Source organism: Aestuariimicrobium kwangyangense DSM 21549, assembly GCF_000421525.1.
GTDB lineage: Bacteria > Actinomycetota > Actinomycetes > Propionibacteriales > Propionibacteriaceae > Aestuariimicrobium > Aestuariimicrobium kwangyangense.
In genome coordinates this window covers 1,436,525-1,461,120 of record NZ_ATXE01000001.1, presented here as the reverse complement: position 1 = coordinate 1,461,120, position 24,596 = coordinate 1,436,525, and the positions used below count along the sequence as shown (strand labels likewise).

The following is a 24,596-nucleotide window of genomic DNA, read 5'->3' as shown; positions in this document are numbered from 1 at the left end:
AAAGTCTGGGGCAGGTTACTCACGTGTTACTCACCCGTTCGCCGCTCGTGTACCCCGAAAGGCCTTACCGCTCGACTTGCATGTGTTAAGCACGCCGCCAGCGTTCGTCCTGAGCCAGGATCAAACTCTCCGTTGAAAACAACAACCACCCCACCAAAAAAAGGCAAGGCAGCCAAGAGTTCCGAATCCCGACAAAAGAAACCATTGCTGGATCTTACTGTCATTCATCAAAGGAATCTCCACCCAAACCAACCCCAAAAAGGGCCAGCCCAGGCACGAGACAAAAAATATCGTCATTACATAGCATTGACTATAAAGCACGCTGTTGAGTTCTCAAGATTCGGGTGCGACCCACACATCCAACCCGAAGGCCATCCGCAAGGGGCAACTCGTGAAACTTTACTTCTTCCTCGCCTTCGGAGTCAAATCCGCCGGCTTGGTTCCTTTTCGATTCAATGTCATCCAGGAATGGATTCCATTTTCTTCTCCGAGGATCAGCTGCCCCGTGGGGCAACCTGATGAACTTTAGTTGTATTCGGGAGCCGGGTCAAATCCGCCTCCCTGCACATTCTTGCGTCATTCACGATCCGAGTGGGTACGAGCTGTACGCACACTCATCCCGTGAGGGATGTTCAAGAGATGTGGCCCTGGGTCCGTCCGGCTCCACTCCGAGGAGCTCCGCCGTCCGTCTCACCTTCAAGGCTCGGTAAACATTACGCGCAGGTCACCGATCGCGCAAACCCGGTCGGTGTGAGCTTGTCGACATCGCGCCGCCCCAAGCCAGACAGGATTCGCGCCCTCCCGGGCCTCGGTCAACCCCTGGGCAGCAGCAGGGCGCCAAGGGTCCGCTTGCCCCGGCGGAGCAGTGCCACTCCGCCCGGCAGCAGGTCGTCGGCCACGAGTCTGCGCTCGGGGTCGGTGACCTTCTCGTTGTTGAGGTAGGCACCGCCCTCGTCCACGGCGCGGCGCGCGGCTCCCTTCGAGTCCACGACGCCGGCCAGCATGAGTGCATCCACCACGTTGGGCAGGGTGCCGTCGGTCAGCTCGACGCCTCCCACCTCGTGGGCCACGGCCCGCACCGTGGCCGCAGGTAGCGCACGCAGGTCACCCTTCCCGAACAGCGCCTCGGCAGCAGCCACGGCAGCCCTTCGGTCGTCCACGGAGTGCACCAGGTCTGTGATGTCATCGGCCAGGGCCTTCTGCGCGGCTCGCTTCCACGGTTCCTCGGTCACCTGGCGCTCGAGTTCGTCGATCTCGTCACGCCCGCGGGGTGAGAAGACCTTGAGGTACTCGATGACCTTTGCGTCCTCGGCATTCAGGAAGAACTGGTGGAAGGCGTAGGGCGAGGTCATCTGGGCGTCCAGCCAGACGGTGCCGGACTCCGTCTTGCCGAACTTGCTGCCGTCGGCCTTGGTGAGCAGCGGTGTCGCCAAGGCGTGCACGCGTGCACCTTCCGACCGGCGGATCAGTTCGACCCCAGCGGTGATGTTCCCCCACTGGTCCGAGCCACCTGTCTGCAGGGTGGCACCCTTCGACCGGAAGAGCTCGCGGTAGTCGAGGCTCTGCAGCAGCACGTAGCTGAACTCGGTGTAGCTGATGCCCGACTCGAGGCGGCGTGACACCACGTCCCTGGCCAACATCCGGTTCACAGGGAAGTGCTTGCCCACGTCCCGGAGGAAGTCGAGGGTCGACAGGTTGGCCGTCCAGTCGTAGTTGTTGACCACCTCGGCAGCGTTGGCACCCTCGAAGCTGACGAACCGACTCACCTGAGCCCTGATCTTCTCCACCCAGGCGTGCACCTGGTCAACGGGGTTCATGACCCGCTCCCCCGACTCCTTGGGGTCGCCGATCAGGCCGGTCGAACCGCCCACCAGCAGCAGGGGCTTGTGGCCGGCGGCTTGCAGGTGTCGCGCAACGATCAACTGCACCAGGTTGCCCATGTGGATGCTCGGCGCCGTGGGGTCGAAGCCGACGTAGAACGTGACGGGCCCATCGTCCAGATGCTGGGCGAGCGCCTCGGCATCGGTGGAGTGCGCGACCAAGCCGCGCCAGGACAGTTCGTCGAAGACCGCATTCACCCGATCAGCCTACCGAGCGCGTGCGCTCGAGTCCGCCCCACCATCCCAGGGTGAACACCGGGAGGCCTCGCGCCCGCTCAGCTCGCTGCGAAGGCGCGCGCCTGGGCGAGTGCGACCGAGAGTTCGTCCAACTGCTCGCGGACCCGAGGCTCCGCTGTTCCGCCACGGCCGTTGCGCGAAGCGGTTGAACCCTCGATCGTCAGCACCTCGCGCACGTCGCCGGTCAGCTCGGGCGAGATCTCGGCCAACTGGGAGTCATTCAGTTGTTGCAGCTCGACACCGTTCGCCTCACAGAACTGCACCGCTCGTCCCGTGATCTCGTGGGCCCGGGCGAACGGCACGCGCTGGCGCACCAACCAGTCGGCCATGTCGGTGGCGAGCGAGAATCCGCGCGGGGCCACCTCGGCCATCCGGTCGTGGTGGAAGGTCAGGGTCGACACCATGCCCGCCACGGCCGGCAACAGCACGTGCAACTGGTCGACCGCGTCGAAGACCGGTTCCTTGTCCTCCTGCAGGTCGCGGTTGTAGGCGAGCGGCAGCCCCTTGAACGTGGTCAACAGCCCGGCGAGGTGCCCGACCAGTCGTCCCGCCTTGCCACGGGCCAGCTCTGCCACGTCGGGGTTCTTCTTCTGCGGCATGATGCTCGAGCCCGTCGACCAGGCATCGTCCAGGGTGGCGAACCCGAACTCGTGGGTGCACCACAGGATGACGTCCTCGCTCAGCCGTGAGAGGTCGACACCCACCTGTGCCAGCACGAATGCGGCCTCGCTGACCAGGTCACGCGCGGCGGTGCCGTCGATCGAGTTCGCGACAGAACTGTCGAACCCCAGTTCCCGGGCGACGAGTTCCGGGTCCAGGCCCAACGAGGTACCGGCCAGGGCCCCGGAGCCGTACGGGCTGACTGACAGTCGGGTGTCGAGGTCACGCAGACGCTGCAGGTCGCGCACCAAGGGCCATGCGTGGGCCAGCAAGTGGTGGCTGAGCAGTACCGGCTGGGCCGACTGCAGGTGCGTTCGTCCCGGCATGATGGCCCCGAGGTTGCGGGTGGCCTGGTGGTGCAGGGCGTCGACCACCGCGGAGATGTCGAGACTCAGCGAGCGCACCTGCTCCCGCAGCCAACGCCTGATGAGCGTGGCGATCTGGTCATTGCGGCTTCGTCCGGCACGCAGTCGTCCACCGAGTTCGGAACCCACGATCTCGCGCAGTCCGCGCTCCAGGGCCCCGTGCACGTCCTCGTCGGAGGCCGCGGCCCGGAATGCACCCGAGGCAACGTCCGCCTCGAGCCGGTCCAGGCCCGCGTGCATCTGGGTGAGTTCGTCCTCGGTCAACAGCCCGGCGGCGTGCAGGGCCAAGGCGTGCGCCCGGGAGCCTGCGATGTCATGCCGGGCCAACCGCCAGTCGAACTGGGTCGAGACCGACAGCGCGAACATGGCGTCGGCCGGGCCCCCGGCGAAGCGACCACCCCAGAGACGTCCCTGGTCCCCACGGGGCTGGTCGATCGGTCCCGCATCGCCGCGCCCGTCGACGCTGTCGTGGCCCTCGGCAGTGGTCATGGCATGCTCCTGGTTCTGCCCGCCCGGGGGGTGGCTGCCAGGCTCAGCAACCGTTCCGCCACCGTGGCACCCCCTTCGGGGTCGCGGGTGATGATCATGATGGTGTCGTCCCCGGCGATGGTGCCGAGCACGTCCGACCAGTTTGCCCGGTCGAGCGCGGACGCGAAGTACTGCGCCGCGCCAGGCGGCGTGTGGGCCAGGGCCAGGTTCGCGGAGGCGTCGGCCGAGACGAGCAGCTCGGTGCACACCTTGGCGAGCTTCTGGTTCGCGGCGTCGCGATCGGCCCCCACCTCGTCGGGAAGGGAGTAGACCACCGTCCCGCTGGCCGACCTGGTGCGCACTGCTCCCAGTTCCAGCAGGTCCTTCGAGACGGTGCCCTGGGTGACTGCGACACCCTCGGCGGCGAGCAGGTCGGTCAACTCGGTCTGGCTGGTGACCTCGTGGGTCTGCAGCAGAGTCGCCACCAGCCCTTGTCGGGCCGTGCGCGAGACTCCCCTGTCGCCCGCGCGGTCACTCATGGCCGGGCATCCCGCAGGGCTGTCGCCAAGGCCTGGACGAAGGAGCTGATCTGCCCCTCGGTGATGATCAGCGGGGGTGCGACCCGGATGACATCGGGGCGAGGGGCGTTGACGATGTAGCCGGCGTCGAGCAGCGCATCGGACACACTGGTGGCGACCTGCTCGGTGAGCACGATGCCGCGCAGCAGACCGGCGCCGCGAACGTGGTCGACGAGGGGATCGTCCAACCCCTCGACCTCGCGCACCAACTGCTCCCCCCGCTCGATCGCGTTGCGGAGCAAACCGTCCCGCTCGATCACCCCGATCACCGCGAGTCCAGCGATGGCGGCCACCGGGTTGCCACCGAAGGTGGTGCCGTGCTGGCCCGGCTGCAACAGTGAGGCAGCCCGTCCGATGCCGATGCACGCCCCCACTGGGAATCCGTTGCCCAACCCTTTGGCCAAGGTCACCAGGTCGGGTGTGACCGGGTGCGAGGCGAGCCACCGGCCGGTGCGTCCCATACCGGTCTGCACCTCGTCGAACCACAGCAGGGCACCGTGGGCATCGCAGAGTTCTCGGGCGTGGGTGAGGAAGTCGTCGGGGGGCACCACCACGCCGTTCTCGCCCTGGATGGGTTCGATCACGACTGCTGCCGTCCGGTCGTCCATCGCCTCGGCCAAGGCCTCGGAGTCGCCGTAGGGCACGAAGGTGACGTCGCCGGGCAGCGGGGCGAAGGGCTCGCGGTACTTCACGTTGGAGGTGATCGCCAGAGCTCCCATGGTGCGTCCGTGGAAGCTTCCCTCCATCGCGATGATCCTGGTGCGGCCCGTCAACCGGGTCAGCTTGAAGGCAGCCTCATTGGCCTCGGTACCCGAGTTGGTGAAGAAGACCCGGGCCTGCCCGGTTCCGCTGGCGGGGGCCACCAGGTGCACCAGCTTCTCGGCCAGGGTGACCTGGGCGGGAGTGGCGAAGAAGTTGGACACGTGACCCAGGGTCGACAGCTGCGAGGTGATCGCCGACAGCACCGCCGGGTGGGCGTGGCCGAGTGCTGTGACAGCGAGCCCCGACAGAAGGTCGAGGTACTTGCGGCCCTGGTCGTCCCACACGTGACAGCCCTCACCGCGGACGAAGACCCGCTTCGGCCCTCCGAAGGCATTCATCATCACCTGCTGGTAACGCTCGCTGAGGGCTGGGGCGTCGGAGGCCTCGGGCAGCGTCAGGTCGGCTGCGGTGGGCTGGCTCATGCGGTGGCTCCGCTCTCGGGTGTGGGGAAGGACGAGGGTTCGTTCTGGACGAGGGTGCCGATGCCGTCGTCGGTGAAGATCTCGAGCAGCAGGCAGTGCTGGATGCGCCCATCGATGATGGTCGCCTTGGGCACCCCCTCGGTGACGGCACGCAGACAGGCCTCCATCTTCGGCACCATGCCCGACTCCAGTCGGGGCATGAGCTCGCGCAGCTCGTCCGCCGAGATCTGCGTGATCACGGTGTCGGAGGTGGGCCAGTCGGCATAGAGGCCCGCGACATCGGTCATCATCACCAGTCGCTCGGCCCCCAGGGCAACGGCGAGGGCGGCTGCGGCGGTGTCGGCATTGAGATTGTGCACCTCGCCCTCTGCATTGGGAGCGACCGAGGCCACGACCGGGATGCGGCCCTTGTGCACCAGGTCGAGCACCCCTTGGGCGCGCACCTCGGCGACGTCGCCCACCAGTCCCAGGTCGACATCCTCACCGTCGATCTCGACCCCACGACGGACTGCCGTGAACAGCCCCCCGTCCTCTCCTGACATGCCGATGGCGAACGGGCCGTGGGCGTTGATCAGGCCCACGAGTTCTCGTCCGACCTGGCCGACGAGCACCATCCGGACCACCTCCATGGCCTCGGGGGTGGTGACCCGGAAACCGGCCCGGAACTCCGAGGAGATGTCGAGTCGCTTCAGCATCGACGAGATCTGCGGACCGCCCCCGTGCACGACCACCGGTAGCACCCCGCAACGGCGCAGGAAGACGATGTCCTCGGCGAAGGCTCGCTTGAGATCGTCGTTGACCATGGCGTTGCCGCCGTACTTGATGACGACGATCTTCCCGGCGTACTCGCTCAGCCAGGGCAGCGCCTCGATCAGGGTGGACGCCTTGCGCTGCAGGGCTTCGGTGTCGTCGGCGCGCACGCGGCTCATGTGGAGTACTCCGAGTTCTCGGTGACGTAGTCGTGGGTCAGGTCATTGGTCCAGATGGTGGCCGACTCCTGGCCGGCGTGCAGGTCGACGTCGACGGTGACGGCGCGGGGACCCAGGTCGACGAGTGCTCGGTCGTCCCCGACCTCCCCCGCCCGGCAGACCATCACCCCGTTGAAGCTCACGTCGAGCCGATCGGGGTCGAACTGGGCGGCGGTGGTGCCGATGGCGGCCAGGGCTCTGCCCCAGTTGGGGTCGCCGCCGTAGATGGCGCACTTGAACAGGTTGTTGCGGGCGATCGTCCGTCCGACCTCGAGGGCGTCTGCGGTGCTGGCGGCTCCCCTGACCGCGATGGTGATGTCGTGGTGGGCTCCTTCCGCATCCGACAGGAGTTGCTGGCCCAGGTCGTGGAGCACGGCGGTGAGTCCCGACCGGAAGTCCTCGGCCGAAGGGGTGATCCCCGAGGCACCGGAGGCCAACAGCAGGACGCTGTCGTTCGTGCTCATGCACCCGTCGGAGTCGAGCCGGTCGAGCGTGACACCCGTCGCGCCGCGCAGGGAATCCTCGGCGACGTCGGGCGGCACCACCGCATCGGTGGTGATGACCACCAGCATGGTCGCCAGGGCCGGTGCGAGCATCCCTGCTCCCTTGCCCATGGCCCCGATCGTCCACCCGTCTCCATGGGTGAACTCGACCGACTTCGACACGGTGTCGGTGGTCATGATCGCCATGGCCGCGGACCCCCCGTTCTCGGACGAGAGCTGGGTGACCGCATCGTCCACACCTGCCAGGAGCACTGGCATGGGCAACCGCTCGCCGATCAGTCCGGTGGAACAGACGGCGACCTGCGCCGGTAGCAGATCGAGAGCCGCGGCCACCCGCTCGGCCGTGGCCACCGCATCGGCGTACCCGCCGGGCCCGGTGCAGGCGTTGGCGCCGCCGGAGTTGAGCACCACGGCGTCGAGCGACCCGTCGGAGACCGCCGCGCGCGACCACACCACGGGCGCTGCGACGACGCGGTTGCTGGTGAAGACGGCCGCTGCTGCCTTGCTGGGTCCCAGGTTCTGCACGAGTGCCAGGTCTGGCCTGCCCGAGGGCTTCAGGCCGGCGGTCACGCCGGCTGCGACGAACCCCAGCGGTGCGGTCACACCACGTCCCGATCGTGTGATGGTCACGGTGCCACCCCCACAGCGCTGAGCCCGCTGGTCTCGGGCAGTCCGAGCGCGAGGTTCATCGACTGGATCGCTCCCCCAGCCGTGCCCTTGGTCAGGTTGTCGAGCGTGGCCACGGCAATCAGCCTGTTCACAGATGGGTCGACGGTCACCTGCACCTGCACGGCGTTGGAGCCGACCACGTGCTGACTCTGCGGCCACTGCCCTTCGGGGAGCACCCGGACGAAGGGCTCGTCGGCGTACGCGTCGAGATAGGCCTGACGCACCTCCTGGGGGCTGGCGGCCCGGTGGGGTGCCAAGGGGGCGGTGCAGACGGCCAGGATGCCGCGCGACATCGGCACCAACAGCGGCGTGAAGCTGATGCTCGGGTTCTCTGCCCCAAGCAGCCGGAGGTTCTGCAAGATCTCCGGGGTGTGGCGGTGCGCACCTCCGAGGCCGTAGGCCGAGGCCGAACCGAACAACTCTGATCCGAGCAGGTTGGGTTTGGCCGCCTTCCCGGCCCCCGAGGAGCCGGAGGCAGCCGCCACGGTGACGTCGGCACCGGTGATCAGCCCTGACGTGACCGCCGGCAGCAGGGCCAGGGTTGCGGTCGTCGGGTAGCAGCCGGGCACCGCGATGGTGCGGGCGCTGGCGAGAACCTCTCGTTGACCCGGCAACTCGGGCAGCCCATAGGGCCAGGTGCCTGCATGCTCGGTGCCGTACCAGCGGGCCCAGTCGTCCGGGTTGCGCAGGCGGAAGTCGGCGCCGGCGTCGATGACCAGCACGTCGTCGTCCAGCTGCGCTGCGATCGCACCGGAGGTGCCGTGTGGGAGAGCGAGGAACACGATGTCGTGACCGGCGAGGTTGGCGGCGGTCGTCTCGATCACCTCCCGGTCGGCCAGCGGGGCCAGGTGGGGGTGGTGTTGACCCAACAGCGTCCCGGCGGACGAGCCGGCGGTCAGTGCCCCAATGGTGACGTCAGGATGACCCAGCAGCAGCCGGAGCACCTCCCCACCCGCGTAGCCCGTGCACCCGGCGACGGCGACTGTGTAACTCATGGAATAAGTATGCCGGTCACGGCATACTTATTCCAGTCGCTGTCGCCGGGTGAGACGGGCGAGAGCCCTCAGGCTCGGTGCACCGCGCCGAACCGCTCGACGGCGACCGCGACGGCGCGGTCCCGCGCCTCAGCCGCTTCGGCGTCGGTCAGGGTGGCCGCCCCCCGCAACTTGAGCGCGAACGCGAGGGACTTCTTGCCCTGGCCCACCTGCTCGGAGCGGTACACGTCGAACAACCGGACCGAGTCGAGCAGGTCTCCGGCACCCTCCACCAAGGCATCGCGCACGTCGGACGCGGCCACGCTCTCGTCCACGATCAGGGCCACGTCCTCCTTGGCGACCATGGCCGTGCGCAGGGGTGCCACCTCCCCGGGCCCCGGCGCGGCCGCCAACAGCGCGTCGAGGTCGAGTTCGAGCGCGGCGGGACGCTCGGGCAGACCCCATGCCCGTGCCACCTCGGGGTGCAACTCCCCGACATGGCCGATCACAGCGCCATCCACCAGGAGTTCGGCGCATCTGCCGGGGTGCCAGGGGGCGTGCTCGGCGTTTCGGCGGACCAGTCGCAGACCAACCGAGGCTGCCACGGCCTCGGCCAGCGCTGCCACATGGGTCCAGTCCGCCGGGACGGCAGGTCCCCGCCAACCCGCCGCGCGCCACTGGCCGGTGACGATCGCCGCGAGCATGCGTGGCTGGTCAGGCAGTGCCGCATCGAGGGCGGCGATGTCGTGCTCGGAGGGACGAGCCGACACCGAGGGCATCGGCGCAGCGACGGCATCCCCACGCTGATGGAACACACTGCCGATCTCGAACAGCGCCAGGTCGTCCTGGCCTCGAGAGGTGTTGCGCCCCACCGCTGTCATCAGTCCACCGAGCAGCGTTGTTCGCAAATACGGCTGGGCGTCCGACAAGGGGTTCTGCAGTTTCACTGCCGACAGTCGGGGGTCGCCTTCGGGAAGGCCGAGGCGGGTGAGTTCATCGTCCGAGACGAACGGCAGGGTGATCAGCTCCACGAACCCGGCGTCCGCAGCGGCGCGGCCAACGGTGCGTCTCCCCCGCTGCCCGCTCGGGAGTCCGCGCCCAGAGGTGGCGACGGGCAGCACGGAGCCGATGCGTTCGAAGCCCACCTTGCGTCCGACCTCTTCGACGTAGTCGTAGGGGTCGACCAGGTCGCCGCGCCAGGTGGGCGGCACCACCCGCAGTTCGGAGCCGATCACCTCGACCTCGCACCCGGACGCGCGCAGCACCTCCATCACCTCGTCATGACCGATGTCGGCGCCCAGGATGGTGGCCGGCAGGTCGGCGGAAATGCGTTGTGCAGGCATGGCACGAGGGCCCCCCACGATGGTCGCAGCGGCTGAGACAGTGCCCCCCGCGAGCTCGGCCATCAAGGCGGCGGCACGTTGACCCGCCGCCCACGCCAGGGCTGGGTCGACCCCGCGCTCGAACCGCTTGCTGGCCTCGCTGGGCAGCTTGTGGGCGCGGAAAGCGCGAGCGATCGTCACGGCATCGAAGGTTGCCGCCTCGAGGACGACGGTCGTGGTCGAGGCCGTCACCTCCGTCGTGGCGCCCCCCATGACACCCGCGAGACCGATCGGCCCGGAGTCGTCGCAGATGAGCAGGTCATCGCCCACGCGCAGGTCGCGGGTGACGTCGTCCAGGGTCGTCAACGTCTCGCCCTCACGCGCCCGCCGCACCACGATCGCACCCTGCAGGGAGTCGCCGTCGTAGGCGTGCAGCGGCTGACCCGACTCGAGCATGACGTAGTTGGTGATGTCGACCACCAGTGAGATGGAGCGCATGCCCGAGGCCTCGAGCCTGCGCACCAACCAGCTGGGCGAGGGACGATGGGGGTCGATCCCCGTGACGGTGGTCGCCGTGAACAACGAACACCCCGATGGGTCGTCAACCAGGACCGGGTGACCGGACGAGGTCTCCGGTGGCACTGGTGACGAGTAGGGATCGGTGAAGCCCACGCCGAACGCCTGTGCCGTCTCGCGCGCCAGTCCTCGCATCGACAGGCAGTAGCCGGTGTCGGGGGTGATGTCGGCCTCGATCACCTCGTCGCGGGCCTTCAGCACGTCAAGGGCATCGTCACCCAGCACCAGCGGACGTCCGTCGAGCACCTCCGGCAGCACCATGATTCCGGCGTGGTCGCTGCCCAACCCGAGCTCGTCCTCGGCGCAGATCATGCCGTCGGAGACGTGCCCGTAGGTCTTGCGGGCCGCGATGGCGAAGTCCCCCGGCAGAACCGCTCCGGGTAGTGCCACCACCACGTGGTCGCCCACCTTGAAGTTCGATGCGCCGCAGACGATACCCCGACCCGCGGGCTCGTCCGCGGTGGCGGGTTCGTTGAACTGCGGGCCGACGTCGACCCGGCACCAGCGAATGGTCTTGCCGTTCTTCTGCGGTTCCTCGACCAGGCTGAGCACACGTCCGATGACCACCGGACCACTGACGTCCCCGCCGGTGGACTCGATGCGTTCGACGTTGAGGCCGGCGCGGGTCCAGCGGTCGGCGATCTGGGTCGTGGTGATGTCGGCGGGCAGCTGCACGAGCTCCCGCAGCCATGACAGGGGTGCCCTCATCGTGCTCCTCCCAGAAGCGAGCGGCTGAAACGGATGTCGCCCTCGACGAAGTCGCGCAGGTCGGAGGCGTTGTTGCGGAACATGACCGTGCGGTCGATGCCCATGCCGAAGGCGATGCCGGAGTAGACGTCGGGGTCGACTCCAGCGGCGATCAGCACGCGCGGGTTGACCACACCGCAGCCGCCCCACTCGATCCATCCTTCCGACCGGCAGGTGCGGCAGGGACGATCCGGGTTGCCGACGGACGCGCCATGGCAGACGAAGCACTCAAGGTCGATCTCGGCGCTCGGCTCGGTGAACGGGAAGTAGTGCGGGCGCAGCCGGGTGGAGATGTCACCGAACAGCGAGCGGGCGAGGTGGTCGAGGGTGCCCTTCAGATGGGCCATCGAGATGCCCCGGTCGACGACCAGCCCTTCGAGTTGGTGGAAGACGGGCAGGTGGGTCGCGTCGTACTCATCGGCCCGGTACACCTTGCCGGGGCAGACGACGTACACGGGCAGGTCACGGGTGAGCAGCGTTCGCGCCTGCACGGGCGAGGTCTGCGTCCGCATCAGGATGTGGTTCGCCAGCGGCTCGACGAAGATGGTGTCGGTGAGCCCCCGGGCTGGGTGGTCGGGCCCGGTGTTGAGCGCGTCGAAGTTGAGCCACTCGGCCTCGAGTTCGGGACCCTCTGCCACCTCCCAACCCAGGTTGAGGAAGACGTCGCTCATCATGTCCATCATGGCGGTCAGGGGATGGATGGCACCTTCCGGATGCTGCTCCACCGGCAGGGTCATGTCGATGCGCTCCGAGGCAAGTCTGGCGGTGAGTTCTGCCCGGGCCAGTTCAGCCTGACGTGCCGTGATGGCCTGGTTCACCGTGGAACGCGCGCGGCCCATGCGTTGGCCGGCGTCCTTGCGCGCCTGCGGCGGCAGGGCGCCGATCTCGCGGTTGGCCAGGGCCAGGGGCGACTTCTCGCCGACATGGGCGAGGCGCACTGCCTTGAGTTCGTCGGTGGTGGAGGCCCCATCGATCGCGGCGAGGGCCTCGGCGACCATCGCCTCGATCTGGTCGGCCTTCAAGGGGGTGACCTGCACAGGGTCGTAGTTCGTGTTGGGCCCGCTCATTGGGCGCCGTCCTTTCGGGGGAGGAGGGTGGGTCGGTTCTCCCCCGACCGGTCACCGCGGGTCAGGACGCGTGGCGCCTCCCACGGCCAACCGGCCGGGGGCACCGAAATCGCAGTCCACGCATGCGGCTGACTCTAGCAGTCGACGCCCCCGCGCAGCTGTGGGCCCGGTGACGGGTGCAGCAGCCTCAGGACGAGGCGCCGGGCTCGTCCAGAGCAGCCCTTTGGGCGCTGGCGGTGGCGTACAGGCACACGGCGGCGGCGGTCGAGAGGTTGAGTGACTCGGCCTGGCCCCACATGGGTACCCCGACCACGTGGTCGGCCAACGCGCGGTCACTCTCCGGCAGCCCCCAGGCCTCATTGCCCAGGATCCAGGCCGTGGGCCCGCTGAGACCCCCGGAGTGCTCCACCTGGTCGAGTGAGGCGCCGCCACCATCGGCGGCGAGCACCTCCATGCCGTGCGCTCGAAGGTGGGCCACGGCCTCGTCGAGGGTCACCCCTGTGACGACGGGCAGGTGGAAGATCGACCCGACGGAGGCACGCACCGTCTTGGGGTTGTGCAGTTCGACCGAACCCTTGGTCAGCACGACCAGGTCGGCACCGAAGGCGTCGGCACAACGGATGACCGTGCCGGCATTGCCGGGGTCACGCACCTGTGAGCAGATGACCACCAGTCTCGGCGCGGGGACGTCGTCCCAGCTGGACTCCAGCTGTCGGCAGATCGCGAAGATGCCCTGGCTGGTCACGGTGTCGGCCAGTTGGGCGATGTCGGACGGGGTCGCGGCCCAGCACAGGTCGGGGTTCGCCATCGACAGCAGTTCGGCGTGGCGCGCCGGGTCGTCGACGATGACCGCCTCGACGATCTCGGGACGCTTGAGAGCTTCCCGCACGGCCTGGGTGCCCTCGACCAGGAATCGCCCGGACTCGTCTCGTCCGCGACGCTGCAGAAGCTGACGAGCCGACCGCAGCTGTCCCCTGGAGACCAGGGGAAGGGCTGCGACCGGCTCGAAGCTGTCGTCAGTCACGTCGACGGGGCCAGACTCAGGCCGCGGCAACCGGCTGGTTGTCCTTGGCCACCTGGACGAGCGCCGTGAAGGTCGCAGCGTCGTTGACGGCCAGTTCGGCGAGGATCTTGCGGTCGACCTCGATGCCACCGTTCTTCAGCCCGTTGATGAAACGGTTGTAGGTCATGCCCTCGGCGCGGCACGCGGCGTTGATCCGCTGGATCCACAGCGAGCGGAAGTCGCCCTTCTTGGCGCGGCGGTCACGGTAGGCGTAGGTGGCCGAGTGGAGCAGCTGCTCCTTGGCCTTGCGGTACAGGCGCGAGCGCTGTCCTCGGTAACCGGATGCGAGCTCCAGTACCTCGCGACGCTTCTTCTGCGCATTCACAGAACGCTTGGTGCGTGCCATGGTGTTTCTCCTCGTGGATCAGGAAGGGGGTGCTTCGGGAAGGGGTGGATCAGGGAAGGGTCAGCGACCCAGCAGCTTCTTGATGGTCTTGAGGTCGGCGGCCGAGACCTCGACCAGCCCGCTCTTCTGGCGGTGCTTGTTGCGGCTCCCGGTGGTGGGCGCCGAGGCGAACGCAGCGCCGGACTTGCGGCCGGCCTGCAGGCGCATGAGCTTGCCGGAACCGGTGACCTTGAAGCGCTTCTTGGTTCCCGAGTGCGTCTTGTTCTTGGGCATTTCGCCGCTCTCCTTCATGTGGTGGCCGGATCGGGGCAGGCCCGGTCCGGGTCCTGACGGTTTCCCGTCAGAGGTCTGTGGTGGATCGACTCAGACGTCGATGTCGGGGTCCAGGTTGTCCGCCGGCCCCCGCTTCTTCTTCGGGGTGGGCTGGGCCTGGTGTGCTGCGCGCAACTCGGCCTCGAGCTCGCGCTCGGCGTCGTGACCAGCCTGACGCTCGGCCATGCGGCGGTCACGTTCGGCCTTGACGTCGGCGCGGGCTTCCGTCTTCTTGCGGGTCGGGCCCAACACCATGAGCATGTTGCGGCCGTCCAGCTTCGGCGAGGACTCGACGTAGCCGAACTCGGCCACGTCCTCGGCCAGTCGCTGCAGCAGGTTGACACCCAGTTCGGGGCGCGACTGCTCGCGTCCGCGGAACATGATGGTGATCTTCACCTTGTCGCCTGCCTTGAGGAAGCGGACGACGTGGCCCTTCTTGGTGTCGTAGTCGTGCTGGTCGATCTTGGGACGGAGCTTCATCTCCTTGATGACCGTGTTCGTCTGGTTACGACGTGTCTCACGAGCCTTCTGGGCGTTCTCGTACTTGAACTTGCCGTAGTCCATGAGCTTGACCACGGGCGGGCGAGCCTGCGGCGCGACCTCGACCACGTCGAGGTCGTGCTCGCGCGCAAGTTGGAGCGCCTGCTCCATGCGCACGATTCCGACCTGCTCGCCGGCAGGGCCGACCAAGCGGACCTCCGGAACGCGGATCCGCTCATTGATGCGGGGTTCGGTGCTGATGTGTCCTCCAAGGTTGATTGACGGGTGCTCGGCCGACGAAAAAGGCCTCCGCGCATGCGAAGGCCTGACGATGCAGACTGGGTGGACGAGAACGCGTGTGCGTTCCTCCACCCCACTGCGGGTGCCGACCCGTCGAACCTGGATTCGAGGCGGGTGGGAGGTCAGGCCTCCACTTGCTTGGATCGTCGACGTGGACCGATCACCGATGTCCCATGTTAGCTCATGGACGGCTGTTGGCCGAATCGGCCGTTCCCGTCCGGGCAGCGCCGTTGTCGGTCTCGACGAAGGCCCAGCCGAAGGTTCCGTCGTCCAGTTCGACCAGCCTTCGACCGCGGGCGAGTTCGGCGACCACATCGTCCAGCACGGTGACGGGATGGGGGCCTGCGGGGTCGATCACCAGCAGCGTGGCCCCGGCCTCGGCAACCGTGGCAGCGAGGTCGTCGAGGGTGCACGGAACCGGACGCGCAGCGCGGTTCCAGGCCTGCAGGGCGTCCATTCCCGAGAAGGCGACCAGGGCCCGGCCCAGCTCGGGGTGGTCGAGGGTGACTGCCGCCATCTCGGCGTGACGATCGGGGTCCGGTCCGTCCATCGACTCGTCTCCGGACGCCACGATCGGCAACAGCAGCCGGGCACCCCCCAGCGCCGCCACGGCCCTCAGGTATCCCAGCCTGCCGTCGGATTCGGCCAGTCGTCCACGCAGCCACGGGTCGGCACGGCCGTCGTCGTCGAGCCAGGCCGCGTTGGGCTGGGAGAGTTGCTTCATGACGAGCAGCCTAGGCCCCCCACCCGACCGCACCGTCGTCGCGCGGTTCCCCGGAACAGCCCTGATTCGCCCCGTGGCTCATGCCAACGGCGTCGGGGTGGATGGCTGCGTGTGACACGCTTGCGACATGGACATCTTCACCTGGACCGTCATCGCGACAGTCGTGCTCAGCCTGCTCTGTGTCGGCGGGGCGGTCTACTCCCACCTGCGCGGGTTGGGGCCGCGCCCGGTGCTGCGCTGGTCGGCGTTCGCCCTGGTTCCCGTGGGACTGCTGGTCACGGGCGCCATGCGCCCGGTGGTCATCGGCGCCCAGGCCGTGGGCCAGTACTTCCAGCACGCCACCATGACGCTCGCCATGATGATCGGGCTCGGCGTCCTTGCGGTGGCCGTGCTGATGTTCATCGCGGGCGGACGACTGAACCCCCGTACCCGGCAGGAGGCCAAGCAGGTCCGCCAGTCCCGTCGTCCCTCGGCGGGCGTCAAGGGCGCGGGGCCGACCAAGGCGGTTGCCGCGCGTGGGTCGGCCGGTCAGGCGGCTGCTCCGGTGCCCCAGCAGCGGCGCAGTTCGGCTCCGGTGGATGACGAGATGGCCGAGATCGAGGCGCTGCTGAAGAAGCGCGGGATCGAGTGATCCGGCCCACCGCCTGACCCACCGGGACGACCGGCGAGACCACGGGGGCGCCACTCAGGAGCGGTTGGCCTCGATCAGTTCGCGGAGTTCCCGCACCCTCTCCACCGACGCCTCGACCCCTTCGGCCCGCTGGATGGCCAGCAGCATGCTGGTCTCTCCCTCGGGTTGGTCCTGGGAAGGAGCCAGGGTGAGGTAGGCCCAGGCGTCGCCTGACCCGATGCTGACTCCTTCGAGCTCGTCCCAGCCGTAGCGACGGGTGCTCACCACGTTGCGTACCTTCAGACCCTCCGTGGTGGCCACGGCCGACGACAGGCCGACGGTCATCATCAGCCCAACCATCAGCGCCACGAAGAACAGCAGGGTGGCGATCTGCGGCACGGTGAACTGCGCTCGCACGCGTGGGTCGAGCATGAACCAACCGAACAGCGAGGCACCGACCAGCAGCACCGACAGGCTGATGGCGGTCCGCATCACGGGAAGTGAACGGAAGACCCGCTTCTCGCCGGGTTGCAGGCGCTCGCTCACGTCAGCACCCCTCACAGCCGGCAGGCCGACAGTTCGGTGATCAGGATGGCTCGCGCCCCGACCTGCCACAGTTCGTCCATCAACCGCTGGGCCTGCGCCTTGGGCACCAACGAGCGGACGGCGCTCCATCCCGGCTTGGCCAGGGCCGAAACGGTCGGACCCTCCAGCCCCGGGGTGATGGCACAGGCCGCGTCGAGGTGCTCGGCGGCCACGTCGTAGTCGACCAGCACGTAGTCACGGGCGACCAACACGCCGGACAACCGTCGGAGCACCTGCTCGACCAGTGCGTTGTGTTCGAGCCCGACCCTCTCGATGAGGATGCCCTCGGAGATGCAGATGGGCTCGCCGAACAGTTCGAGGCCGGCCTTGCGCAGCGTCGTCCCTGTCTCGACCACGTCTGCGATGGCGTCGGCGACTCCCAACCGGATCGACGACTCGACCGCCCCGTCCAGCTTGATCAGGCGAGCCGTCACTCCACGCTCGGCCAGGTAGGCCTCGACCAGGCCCGGGTAGGAGGTCGCGATCCGGGTGCCCTCGAGGTCACCCACCTGCCAGTCCGCGCCGCCGGGAGCGGCGAAACGGAAACGGCTGCGGCCGAAGCCCAGACCCATGATCTCTTTGGCGGAAGCTCGGGAGTCAGTCAGCATGTCGCGTCCGGTGATGCCCAGATCGAGGGTTCCCTCCCCCACGTAGACGGCGATGTCGCGGGGACGAAGGTAATAGAACTCCACCTGGTTCTGCTCGTCGAGCAGCACCAGTTCCTTGGTGTCGGCACGGGTGCGATACCCGGCCTCACGCAGCATCTGGATCGCGGACTCGGACAGTGACCCCTTGTTGGGGACCGCGATCCGCAGCAGCGGCGCACCCGATTCGTCAGTCATGTCAGTCCTCACAGGTGCTTGTAGACGTCTTCGAGGGAGAGGTCGAGAGCGATCATCATCACCTGCAGGTGGTACAGCAGCTGGCTGATCTCTTCGGCGGCCTCGTCCTTGGACTGGTACTCAGCGGCCATCCAGACCTCGGCGGCCTCTTCGACCACCTTCTTGCCGATGGCATGCACGCCCGCATCCAGTCGCTGGACGGTGCCCGATCCCTGGGGGCGGGTGGCGGCGGTGTGACTCAGCTCGGCGTAGAGCTCTTCGAAGGACTTGCTCACGTGGAGCAAGACTACCGGGGTGGGGACAGTGCCCCCACCCCGCGCATCGTGGTGAGACCCGCGAGGATCAGAGGCTGACGCTGACCCCGCTCGGGCTCTGGTCGTGCGCTGCGTCCGCTTCCACGGCACGGTTGCGCCGCTGGACCTGCAGCCACGTGACGAACCCCCAGAGTACGAACGCTCCGTAGATGACGTACATGAGCGCGCTCGGGTAGTACTGGGCCTTCCACAGCAGGGGTACGCCCACGATGTCGACCGCGATCCAGATCAGCCAGAACTCGTTCCAGCCCCGGGCCATGCCGTAGGTCGCGAGGATGCTGCCGGTCAGGATCCACGCATCTGCTGCGGGACCCCACGAGCCGAGTGCCCGGAGCACGTAGAAGCTGGCCACGAAGATGACCACACCCCCGACGCCCAGCTGCAGCAGCCCCCACTTGCCAGCCCACCGAGGCTGGACGCCCACCCCTTCGTCCTCGTGTCGCCGGCGGTAGGCGGCCCAGGTGATCCAGCCGTAGACCGAGGTGATCAGGAAGAAGACCTGGCGTCCGGCCTGCCCCCACAGGTCGAGGTTCTGCGGGGTGTGGAAGACACCGCCCAGGAAGACGGTGAACAGGATGACGTTGCCGAGGATGCCGATCGGCCAGGCGGAGACCCTGCGGCGCATGCCGAGCACTGCCGACGCCAGGCCGAAACCGTTGCCGATGATCTCGCGCCACAGGATGGGCTTGCCGAGACCGAGGTCGAGTTGAGCATCCAGCAACCGGGTGAGGAGGTCGAACATGGGTGTCCTTTCGCGCGGTTGCAGCGATGCACCGGGGCGAGAAGGACAGGCAGGCACGCGGAGCGCGCCAGCTGACCTCGTGTTCCTCCCATCCGGACTTTCACCGTCGGTACTGGAGTTCCACCAGTTCAACCTCGGCGTTGGTCTCCCAACGGCCTCGGGTCGCGGACTGTCACCGCCGGCTCGGACTTTCACCGACCCCGGAACACTGTGCTGCGTCGCCTGTCGGCGACCAATGGATTCTGGCACTCCCAACGACATGCCGCCGAACTTTGTTCCCTCGGTGGACGGCCAGCCACGCCAAGGGATTCACCAGCCCGGCGCCGGAAGCCCTGTTCCGCTCAGGCTGTCAACGAGACGCCCAGCAGCGCGTCGATCGCCGCGACGGCCTGCTCCGGGTCGTCGGCACCCTCACCGGCCAGCGTGCGTCGGGCCCAGTCGTCCACCACGACCAACGCCGCCGGTGCGTCGAGGTCGTCGCGGAGGCTGGTCCGAAGGCCCTTGACGAGCGCCTCGACCGGCGCGGAACCTTCCGCCCGCGACACTGCCTGACGCCAGGTGGCCAGTCGCTGCTCGGCGGCTTCGAGTTGGGTGTCGGTCCACTCCCAGTCGGAGCGGTAGTGGTGGTCGAGGAGCGCGACCCGGATGGCGGTCGGTTCGGCACCGTTCGCGCGCAGGCGTGAGACAAGTTCGAGGTTGCCCTTCGACTTCGACATCTTCTCGCCGTCCAGGGCGACCATGCCGGAGTGGACGAAGGCATCGGCGAGGGGTTCGCCGGAGGCGACCCGCGCCTGGGCGGCGCACATCTCGTGATGGGGGAAGGCGAGGTCGGACCCGCCCCCCTGCACGTCGAAATGTGGCCCGAGATGGCCCAGGGCGATGGCGCTGCACTCGATGTGCCAGCCGGGTCGTCCCTCACCGAGCGCCGTCGACTCCCAGTGGGGTTCGCCGTTGCGATGGAGGCGCCAGACCAGACAGTCGAGCGGGTTGCGCTTGCCCTCCCGATCGGGGTCCCCGCCCATCTCGACGAACTTCTTGAGCTGTGCGTCGTGGTCGAGGTGACTGATCGACCCGAAGCCGGGAGCGGTCGACACGTCGAAGTACCAGTCCGGGTGCTCAGGGTCGTCGACCTGGTAGACGGCCCCGCTCGGCAGCATCGACTCGAGCAAGCCCAGCACCGACGGGACTGACTCGACGGCCCCGATGTAGTGGTCAGGCGGGATCACCCTCAGCGCCTCCATGTCACTGCGGAACAGGTCGGTCTGGTCGAGGGCGAGGTCCTGCCAGCGCACTCCCGTCTGCTCGGCCCGCTCCAGCAGCGGTTCGTCGACATCGGTGACGTTCTGGGTGTAGTTCACCGCGAGACCGAGGTCGCGCCAGACCCGGTTCATCAGGTCAAAGGTCAGGTAGGTGTTCGCATGACCGAGGTGGGTGGCGTCGTAGGGGGTGATTCCGCAGACGTACATGCGAGCCGTGCCGTCGACCGGGCCCACCTCGACCAGCTCCTCACGGGCGGTGTCATGCACCCTCAGTCGCGAGGGGGCGTCATCGGTCTCGACCGTGACGCGGGGGACGAAGGGACGAGTCCAAGCCTGCATGGCGGTCAGCCTAGCTGTGGCTCCGGCACCGACACCTCGCCCGTCCAGCCGTCCACGCGGCGCATCAGCCGGGAGCGAACAGGCACGGTCCAGAGCTGTGCTCGGGGGCCCGGTGAGCCCCCGGTTCAGGGTCATTGCCCACCCCGCCCCGGGGACCGCACCAAAAAGCGAATGCGGGACGACCACACGAGGGCTTACGGTGAGCGCATCGAGATCCCGCCACGGAGCGGGCCCACTGGAAGGAGGACGTCATGGCACATGGACGGCTGCATGCCCACACCCGTTTCGTCCTCGGGGGTTCTGCCTGACAGACCTCCGACTCTTCAGGAGACCTGCCTTGAACCCCTCTTCCTTCGACTGGTCGACAGTCGATCTCACCTTCGGTGCCACCGAACTCGACGAGAACCAACGATGGTCGACGTGGCCAGACATCGGGGTCACCCAGGGCCCCCCACCACAGCCCGCCTGGGTGGTGCAGCACGAGGCCGCCCGTGACACCGAACTCGGCGTGCTCAAGACCGGCAAGGAGGCCGACGCCCACCTGATCGAGCGTGCACTGGTGCCCGCCGAGCGCACCGGCGCTGTCGGCGAGTGGTCCATGCTGGTGGCCAAGCGGTACCGGTCCCACGACCATCGCTCGTTCGGCGGGTTCGACACCTACCTGGCGGGCGTACGCACGCGCAACACGCGTGAGGGCCGCGCCAAGCGCAAGGGGACCGACCTCGGTCGGGAGGTCGCCGTCGTCGAATGGGCGCGTCGCGAGTTCGACCTGCTGTCGACCTTCTGGTCGGCGGGGCTACCGGTGCCGTACCCCGTGCAGGTGACCGGGACAGAACTGCTGATGGAGTTCATCGGTGACGCCCCTGCGCAGCAGGCTGCGCCCCGCCTGGTGCAGACCTCACCCGACCCCGCCGAGTTGGCCGATCTGGCTGGGCAGGCTCGTCGGGTGGTCGTCCGGCTGGCGGAACTCGGCTGGGTGCACGGCGACCTGTCGCCCTACAACACGCTGGTGCACGAGGGACGACTGGTGGTCATCGACGTGCCCCAAGCAGTCGAGTTGGTGGTGCATCCCCAGGCCCACGAATGGCTGCTGCGCGACTGCACCAACCTGTGCGACTGGTTCACCCGCCGAGGTCACACCGAGGATCCCCAGGAGTGGTTCGCGGAAGCCGTCAGCTCGGCCTGGTGAACGGCGGAAGGTCGGGGATCGTTCGTCCGATCGGTGGCCGGTTCCGCAGGGGTGTCTCGATGACTGGTGTGGTGCTGGTGCCCGCGCCAGCCGCTGGGTCTGCGCTGGTCCGGGAGTCGTCCGTCAGCGATTCGCGGTCGGCCGAGTCCTGCTTCGCGGTGGGGGCCTTGACCAGCAGTCCCTCGCAGTACAGGTCGACCTCCGTGGTGGAGGGCTTCCCCGAGGTCGCGGTCCACTGCGGGGCGATCCGCATGATCCCCAGGCCGGTCAACTCGACCGAGAACAACACCTGCTTGAGATCGGGGGCCAAGCACTCCAACCGTCCGGACCGCTCGCCGGCGGTTCCGTTGTTGCCCCCCTGAACCACGTCCTCGTACCAGGCGAAGAACCCGGTTGCATCCTCCAGCTGCAGACTCAGGTTGCCGACCCTCGATGCGACGGCACCCGTGGGTTCGCGACGTTCACCGACGGCTGTCGACGGGATGGTCACCACCACCTCTGGCAGCTGCACCCGGCTCACCCGGGAGCAGTCGAGCCCGCCGATCGTCAGCCTGAAGTTGTTGACCAACCACTGTGGCTGCCGACCCTCCTTGGGGGTGGCGCTGGCGGCGGCCGAGCCCGCGGTGCGGTGCAGGCGACCGGCGTGCAGGGTTGCCGTCACCACTCCCCGCTCGGATCGAGTGGCGTCCAACAGGGGGAAGGCCACGTGCAGTTCGGTCAGCTCTCCCCACTCCAGACGTTGCGCCTCCTCACCGGCGGTCGAACGAAAAGACAGCGACCCGCGCGAGGGAACGGTGCGCTGGTTCACCGCTGCCATGATCCAGTCGGGCAGACCGGAGTCGAGGGCTGCGCCCATCGTCCAGGAGAGGGGTTCGTAGAGCGGGTGCGAGACGTGCTGGTTGATGGTGTCGCCGGGACCTGGCAGACCGACGATCATGCTCGACAACGCACCCCCCGTCACCGAATCGGTGATGCCGACCTGCACCCCGTCGACCTCGACCACCGCCAGCCGCGAATCGGACCTGACCACCCCTGGCATGACCCACCCCCTTGTCGGAATGCTCCAACGCTACGACCGGTGGCCCGCCGGGGGAAGGTTTCCGCGAACCTGCACCGGCGAGGGTTCAGATGGGGGGCCAGGGGATCGTGCGCCAGCCCTCGTCGCGTGGTTCCGGGAAGGTGCCGCGGACGAGGGCCTCGGTGACGCGCTCGTGGAGGGCGTCGATCTCGTCGTCGGCGAGCCAGGGCCCGACGACGTCCTCGGCCAGCTCGAGGGTGCGCTGCAGCAGGTGCTGCTCATCGCTGGTGAAGGGCTCAGAGGCCCAGCCCCACAGGATGGTGCGCAGCTTCGGGTCGGCATTGAACGTCAGCCCGTGATCGACGCCCAGCACCTGGTCACTCGCGGGCCGGTGCAGGATGTGGCCCCCCTTGCGGTCGGCGTTGTTGGTGACCAGGTCGAAGAGGGCCAGCCGGCGCAGCCGCGGATGGTTCGCGTGCACCAGGGCGATGTCGCGGTCACTCTCGTCCGCGCCCACGAGCATGCCGAACCAGTCGGCCGGCACGTCGTCGACCAGCACGAGCGCGGCCAGGTCGTCGATGGCGTCATCGACCCAGTGCTGCACCGATCCGGGCCCGAACGGTCCATCGGCGCGACAGGTGAAGGGTACGCAGTCGTACCCCACGGCTCGGGAGAGGTCATGGGCGGCGATCTCCCGCTGGCCCAGGGTGCCGATCGGGAAGTCGGCCAAGGGCGCCTCCCCGCGCACGGGCTTGTAGACCCACTTGCGGTTCGCCTCGTCCGCGACCAGGAAGGTCGCATTGGACGCCCGCACCAACCGCCCGGTCACGACGAGTTCGCCGCGTGGCGGTTCGGCCAGGTCGTGGCTGAAGCCCGGGGGCTGGACGAGGTCGAACTCCTCCTCGTCGTCCTCGGAGGGAGCGCTCGACTGCTCAGTCACCTGTGGCTCATTCGCGAGCGAACAACGGCCGCCGGTACCCGTTGGCCCGCGGGCAGATGTGACCGTCGGGGTTGATCGGCTGCAGGCAGAAGGGGCACGCGGGCCGGCCCGACTCGACCAGTGCCTTCGACCGGGCGACGAACTGACGCGCCTGCCCCGTGCTGAGCCTCACGTCGACGGAGTCACCGGACTCGTCCTCGTCATCGACACTGAACAGTTCGATGGCGATCTTCTGCCGTCCCGAGTCCCACGCGAGCGACATCGAGCCCACCCGGAACTCCTCGTCCAAGGGTTGGTCCAGCGGGTCCAGGTCGTCGGCGACGGTCACGGGAGCCGCGACCTGCTGAGGCTGGTCGACCAGCTTGGTCAGCTCGTCGAGGATCCGTTCGAGGTGCTCGGCCAACACCTGCACCTGTTCCTTCTCGCACAACACGCTGACAATGCGGTTGCCCTCGCGGGCCTGCAGGTAGAAGGCGCGCTGGCCCGGCTGGCCGATGGTGCCCGAGACGAAACGGTCGGGGTCGTGGAAGCTGAAGGTGGACCGACTCATGGGGCCACTGTAGAAGATGCGTCGGAATCGGTCGGGTCATTGCCCACGGGGGCGCCACCGGTGGCACCCACTCCCCCACCGACCTGACCACCCGCCGCGTCAGGGGTGCGGACGAAAGCCCCGATCGGCCCGGCAACCGAGTTGACCGTCGCCACCCGGACGATGGCCTGCGGACTACCGGCCTCGGCACCGGGAGGCGGCAGGTGGATGATCGAGGCGGACGCGGGGTCGACCATGAGGGACTGCACCCGGTCATAGTCCATCCCCAGCGCCCAAGTCAGCAGCCCGCTGATCGGGTCGCCGTGGCTGACCAACAGCCAGACTGCGTCGACCGGCAGACGCGCATTCCAGTCGAGCACCGCGTCGACCACCCGTTCACGCACCTCGAGCATGCGTTCACCGCCGGGGAACTGGGCCTGGCTGGGAGCGGTCTGCACGGTGCGCCACGCGGGTTCCTTCGCGAGGTCCTTGAGCAGACGGCCCGACCAATGCCCGTAGTCGGTCTCCTGCACCCGCTCGTCGGTGGAGACCTCGATGCTGATGCCCGCGATGTCGAGAGCGCGGCTGGCGGTCTGCTGGCAGCGCTCCAGAGGACTGCACACGACGGCGGCGAGCCTCACCCCTGCCAGCCGCTCACCCAGCGTGGCGGCCTGCTGATGGCCGACCTCGTCGAGGACGATGCCAGGGGTGCGCCCCGCCAGCGTGCCCGCAGCGTTGGACGTGCTTCGTCCGTGGCGGACCACGACCAGAGTGCTCATGGGGGCGACACTACCCAGCCGGTGGCT

The 24,596-nt window shown here is 68.1% G+C and carries 25 protein-coding genes, 1 rRNA gene and 1 riboswitch; of the genes, 2 read left to right on the top strand and 24 right to left on the bottom strand.

The window, feature by feature from the left end:
* The 15 genes from H507_RS0106535 to H507_RS15220 form a co-directional block, all read right to left on the bottom strand.
* Nucleotides 1-136, bottom strand: a 16S ribosomal RNA gene (locus tag H507_RS0106535); the annotation flags it as partial.
* 676 nt (nt 137-812) lie between these two features.
* Nucleotides 813-2,078 (bottom strand): tyrosine--tRNA ligase, encoded by a 1,266-nt coding sequence (gene tyrS / locus H507_RS0106530; protein ID WP_022909925.1) that lies wholly within the window; start codon nt 2,076-2,078, stop codon nt 813-815.
* A 77-nt stretch (nt 2,079-2,155) separates the two neighbouring features.
* Complete coding sequence (gene argH / locus H507_RS0106525) at nt 2,156-3,631, bottom strand: argininosuccinate lyase (protein ID WP_022909924.1); 1,476 nt, start codon at nt 3,629-3,631, stop codon at nt 2,156-2,158.
* Complete coding sequence (gene argR, locus H507_RS0106520; RefSeq protein WP_022909923.1) at nt 3,628-4,149, bottom strand: arginine repressor; 522 nt, start codon at nt 4,147-4,149, stop codon at nt 3,628-3,630. The genes argH and argR overlap by 4 nt, the downstream gene beginning before the upstream one ends.
* Nucleotides 4,146-5,372 (bottom strand): acetylornithine transaminase, encoded by a 1,227-nt coding sequence (locus H507_RS15230; protein WP_022909922.1) that lies wholly within the window; start codon nt 5,370-5,372, stop codon nt 4,146-4,148. The genes argR and H507_RS15230 overlap by 4 nt, the downstream gene beginning before the upstream one ends.
* Nucleotides 5,369-6,301, bottom strand: a complete 933-nt coding sequence (gene argB / locus H507_RS15225) for an acetylglutamate kinase (RefSeq protein ID WP_051139653.1) — start codon at nt 6,299-6,301, stop codon at nt 5,369-5,371. Before argB ends, H507_RS15230 begins: the two co-directional genes overlap by 4 nt.
* Nucleotides 6,298-7,473 (bottom strand): bifunctional glutamate N-acetyltransferase/amino-acid acetyltransferase ArgJ, encoded by a 1,176-nt coding sequence (gene argJ / locus H507_RS0106505; protein WP_022909920.1) that lies wholly within the window; start codon nt 7,471-7,473, stop codon nt 6,298-6,300. Before argJ ends, argB begins: the two co-directional genes overlap by 4 nt.
* Nucleotides 7,470-8,507 carry an N-acetyl-gamma-glutamyl-phosphate reductase gene (argC, locus tag H507_RS0106500; RefSeq protein WP_022909919.1) on the bottom strand — a complete coding sequence of 346 codons (1,038 nt, stop codon included), beginning with the start codon at nt 8,505-8,507 and terminating at the stop codon, nt 7,470-7,472. The genes argJ and argC overlap by 4 nt, the downstream gene beginning before the upstream one ends.
* 68 nt (nt 8,508-8,575) lie before the next feature.
* A complete protein-coding gene (gene pheT, locus H507_RS0106495) occupies nt 8,576-11,092 on the bottom strand; it encodes a phenylalanine--tRNA ligase subunit beta (protein ID WP_022909918.1) in 2,517 nt (838 codons plus the stop codon).
* Nucleotides 11,089-12,198 carry a phenylalanine--tRNA ligase subunit alpha gene (gene pheS / locus H507_RS0106490; RefSeq protein ID WP_022909917.1) on the bottom strand — a complete coding sequence of 370 codons (1,110 nt, stop codon included), beginning with the start codon at nt 12,196-12,198 and terminating at the stop codon, nt 11,089-11,091. The genes pheT and pheS overlap by 4 nt, the downstream gene beginning before the upstream one ends.
* 187 nt (nt 12,199-12,385) lie before the next feature.
* Nucleotides 12,386-13,222, bottom strand: coding sequence for a TrmH family RNA methyltransferase (locus tag H507_RS0106485; RefSeq protein WP_022909916.1), 837 nt, complete (start codon nt 13,220-13,222; stop codon nt 12,386-12,388).
* Between the two features lie 16 nt (nt 13,223-13,238).
* Nucleotides 13,239-13,607: a 50S ribosomal protein L20 gene (rplT, locus tag H507_RS0106480; RefSeq protein WP_022909915.1), complete on the bottom strand. Its 369-nt coding sequence runs from the start codon at nt 13,605-13,607 to the stop codon at nt 13,239-13,241.
* Nucleotides 13,608-13,667: 60 nt separating this feature from the next.
* The gene (locus tag H507_RS0106475) at nt 13,668-13,880 is read right to left on the bottom strand and encodes a large ribosomal subunit protein bL35 (protein WP_022909914.1); all 213 of its coding nucleotides are present in this window, start codon (nt 13,878-13,880) and stop codon (nt 13,668-13,670) included.
* 90 nt (nt 13,881-13,970) lie between these two features.
* Nucleotides 13,971-14,630 (bottom strand): translation initiation factor IF-3, encoded by a 660-nt coding sequence (gene infC, locus H507_RS17660; protein WP_040437967.1) that lies wholly within the window; start codon nt 14,628-14,630, stop codon nt 13,971-13,973.
* Between the two features lie 250 nt (nt 14,631-14,880).
* Entirely contained in the window at nt 14,881-15,423 is a 543-nt protein-coding gene (locus H507_RS15220; RefSeq protein WP_022909912.1) for an SseB family protein, read from the bottom strand.
* Nucleotides 15,424-15,550: 127 nt separating this feature from the next.
* On the opposite strand from H507_RS15220, the gene H507_RS0106460 reads away from it, so the two are divergent.
* Nucleotides 15,551-16,054 carry a hypothetical protein gene (locus H507_RS0106460; RefSeq protein WP_022909911.1) on the top strand — a complete coding sequence of 168 codons (504 nt, stop codon included), beginning with the start codon at nt 15,551-15,553 and terminating at the stop codon, nt 16,052-16,054.
* Nucleotides 16,055-16,108: 54 nt separating this feature from the next.
* Here the strand turns inward: H507_RS0106460 and H507_RS15215 are convergent, their stop codons facing one another.
* The 5 genes from H507_RS15215 to mshC form a co-directional block, all read right to left on the bottom strand.
* A complete protein-coding gene (locus H507_RS15215) occupies nt 16,109-16,579 on the bottom strand; it encodes a PH domain-containing protein (RefSeq protein ID WP_022909910.1) in 471 nt (156 codons plus the stop codon).
* Nucleotides 16,580-16,590: 11 nt separating this feature from the next.
* Complete coding sequence (hisG, locus tag H507_RS0106450; protein ID WP_022909909.1) at nt 16,591-17,460, bottom strand: ATP phosphoribosyltransferase; 870 nt, start codon at nt 17,458-17,460, stop codon at nt 16,591-16,593.
* Between the two features lie 8 nt (nt 17,461-17,468).
* The gene (locus H507_RS0106445; protein ID WP_022909908.1) at nt 17,469-17,735 is read right to left on the bottom strand and encodes a phosphoribosyl-ATP diphosphatase; all 267 of its coding nucleotides are present in this window, start codon (nt 17,733-17,735) and stop codon (nt 17,469-17,471) included.
* Between the two features lie 67 nt (nt 17,736-17,802).
* The gene (gene pnuC / locus H507_RS15210; protein ID WP_022909907.1) at nt 17,803-18,516 is read right to left on the bottom strand and encodes a nicotinamide riboside transporter PnuC; all 714 of its coding nucleotides are present in this window, start codon (nt 18,514-18,516) and stop codon (nt 17,803-17,805) included.
* A 76-nt stretch (nt 18,517-18,592) separates the two neighbouring features.
* Nucleotides 18,593-18,728, bottom strand: a riboswitch (FMN riboswitch).
* Nucleotides 18,729-18,857: 129 nt separating this feature from the next.
* Complete coding sequence (mshC, locus tag H507_RS0106435; protein WP_022909906.1) at nt 18,858-20,114, bottom strand: cysteine--1-D-myo-inosityl 2-amino-2-deoxy-alpha-D-glucopyranoside ligase; 1,257 nt, start codon at nt 20,112-20,114, stop codon at nt 18,858-18,860.
* A 337-nt stretch (nt 20,115-20,451) separates the two neighbouring features.
* Here mshC and H507_RS0106430 point away from each other — a divergent pair, with 337 nt between their 5' ends.
* On the top strand, nt 20,452-21,303 hold the full coding sequence (locus H507_RS0106430; protein ID WP_022909905.1) for a serine protein kinase RIO: 852 nt from the start codon (nt 20,452-20,454) through the stop codon (nt 21,301-21,303).
* Here the strand turns inward: H507_RS0106430 and H507_RS0106425 are convergent.
* The 4 genes from H507_RS0106425 to H507_RS15205 all read right to left on the bottom strand — a co-directional run bounded on the left by H507_RS0106425 (nt 21,287) and on the right by H507_RS15205 (nt 24,569).
* Nucleotides 21,287-22,342, bottom strand: coding sequence for a hypothetical protein (locus H507_RS0106425; protein WP_022909904.1), 1,056 nt, complete (start codon nt 22,340-22,342; stop codon nt 21,287-21,289). The genes H507_RS0106430 and H507_RS0106425 overlap by 17 nt on opposite strands.
* Nucleotides 22,343-22,427: 85 nt before the next feature.
* Nucleotides 22,428-23,261 carry an SCO1664 family protein gene (locus H507_RS0106420; protein ID WP_022909903.1) on the bottom strand — a complete coding sequence of 278 codons (834 nt, stop codon included), beginning with the start codon at nt 23,259-23,261 and terminating at the stop codon, nt 22,428-22,430.
* A 7-nt stretch (nt 23,262-23,268) separates the two neighbouring features.
* On the bottom strand, nt 23,269-23,811 hold the full coding sequence (locus tag H507_RS0106415; RefSeq protein ID WP_022909902.1) for a DUF3090 family protein: 543 nt from the start codon (nt 23,809-23,811) through the stop codon (nt 23,269-23,271).
* Nucleotides 23,808-24,569: an MSMEG_4193 family putative phosphomutase gene (locus H507_RS15205; protein WP_022909901.1), complete on the bottom strand. Its 762-nt coding sequence runs from the start codon at nt 24,567-24,569 to the stop codon at nt 23,808-23,810. The genes H507_RS0106415 and H507_RS15205 overlap by 4 nt, the downstream gene beginning before the upstream one ends.
* Between the last annotated feature and the right edge of the window lie 27 nt (nt 24,570-24,596).

Excerpts from the sequence above, each read along its gene's own strand:
- pheS (WP_022909917.1), bottom strand. The coding sequence starts at position 12,198 with ATGAGCGGGCCCAACACGAACTACGACCCTGTGCAGGTCACCCCCTTG.
- argB (WP_051139653.1), bottom strand. The coding sequence starts at position 6,301 with ATGAGCCGCGTGCGCGCCGACGACACCGAAGCCCTGCAGCGCAAGGCG.
- pheT (WP_022909918.1), bottom strand. The coding sequence starts at position 11,092 with ATGAGGGCACCCCTGTCATGGCTGCGGGAGCTCGTGCAGCTGCCCGCC.
- H507_RS15230 (WP_022909922.1), bottom strand. The coding sequence starts at position 5,372 with ATGAGCCAGCCCACCGCAGCCGACCTGACGCTGCCCGAGGCCTCCGAC.
- H507_RS0106425 (WP_022909904.1), bottom strand. The coding sequence starts at position 22,342 with ATGCCAGGGGTGGTCAGGTCCGATTCGCGGCTGGCGGTGGTCGAGGTC.
- H507_RS0106475 (WP_022909914.1), bottom strand. The coding sequence starts at position 13,880 with ATGCCCAAGAACAAGACGCACTCGGGAACCAAGAAGCGCTTCAAGGTC.
- H507_RS0106415 (WP_022909902.1), bottom strand. The coding sequence starts at position 23,811 with ATGAGTCGGTCCACCTTCAGCTTCCACGACCCCGACCGTTTCGTCTCG.
- H507_RS15220 (WP_022909912.1), bottom strand. The coding sequence starts at position 15,423 with ATGAAGCAACTCTCCCAGCCCAACGCGGCCTGGCTCGACGACGACGGC.
- argH (WP_022909924.1), bottom strand. The coding sequence starts at position 3,631 with ATGACCACTGCCGAGGGCCACGACAGCGTCGACGGGCGCGGCGATGCG.
- pnuC (WP_022909907.1), bottom strand. The coding sequence starts at position 18,516 with ATGTTCGACCTCCTCACCCGGTTGCTGGATGCTCAACTCGACCTCGGT.
- rplT (WP_022909915.1), bottom strand. The coding sequence starts at position 13,607 with ATGGCACGCACCAAGCGTTCTGTGAATGCGCAGAAGAAGCGTCGCGAG.
- mshC (WP_022909906.1), bottom strand. The coding sequence starts at position 20,114 with ATGCAGGCTTGGACTCGTCCCTTCGTCCCCCGCGTCACGGTCGAGACC.
- H507_RS0106460 (WP_022909911.1), top strand. The coding sequence starts at position 15,551 with ATGGACATCTTCACCTGGACCGTCATCGCGACAGTCGTGCTCAGCCTG.
- argC (WP_022909919.1), bottom strand. The coding sequence starts at position 8,507 with ATGAGTTACACAGTCGCCGTCGCCGGGTGCACGGGCTACGCGGGTGGG.
- hisG (WP_022909909.1), bottom strand. The coding sequence starts at position 17,460 with ATGACTGACGAATCGGGTGCGCCGCTGCTGCGGATCGCGGTCCCCAAC.
- H507_RS15205 (WP_022909901.1), bottom strand. The coding sequence starts at position 24,569 with ATGAGCACTCTGGTCGTGGTCCGCCACGGACGAAGCACGTCCAACGCT.
- argR (WP_022909923.1), bottom strand. The coding sequence starts at position 4,149 with ATGAGTGACCGCGCGGGCGACAGGGGAGTCTCGCGCACGGCCCGACAA.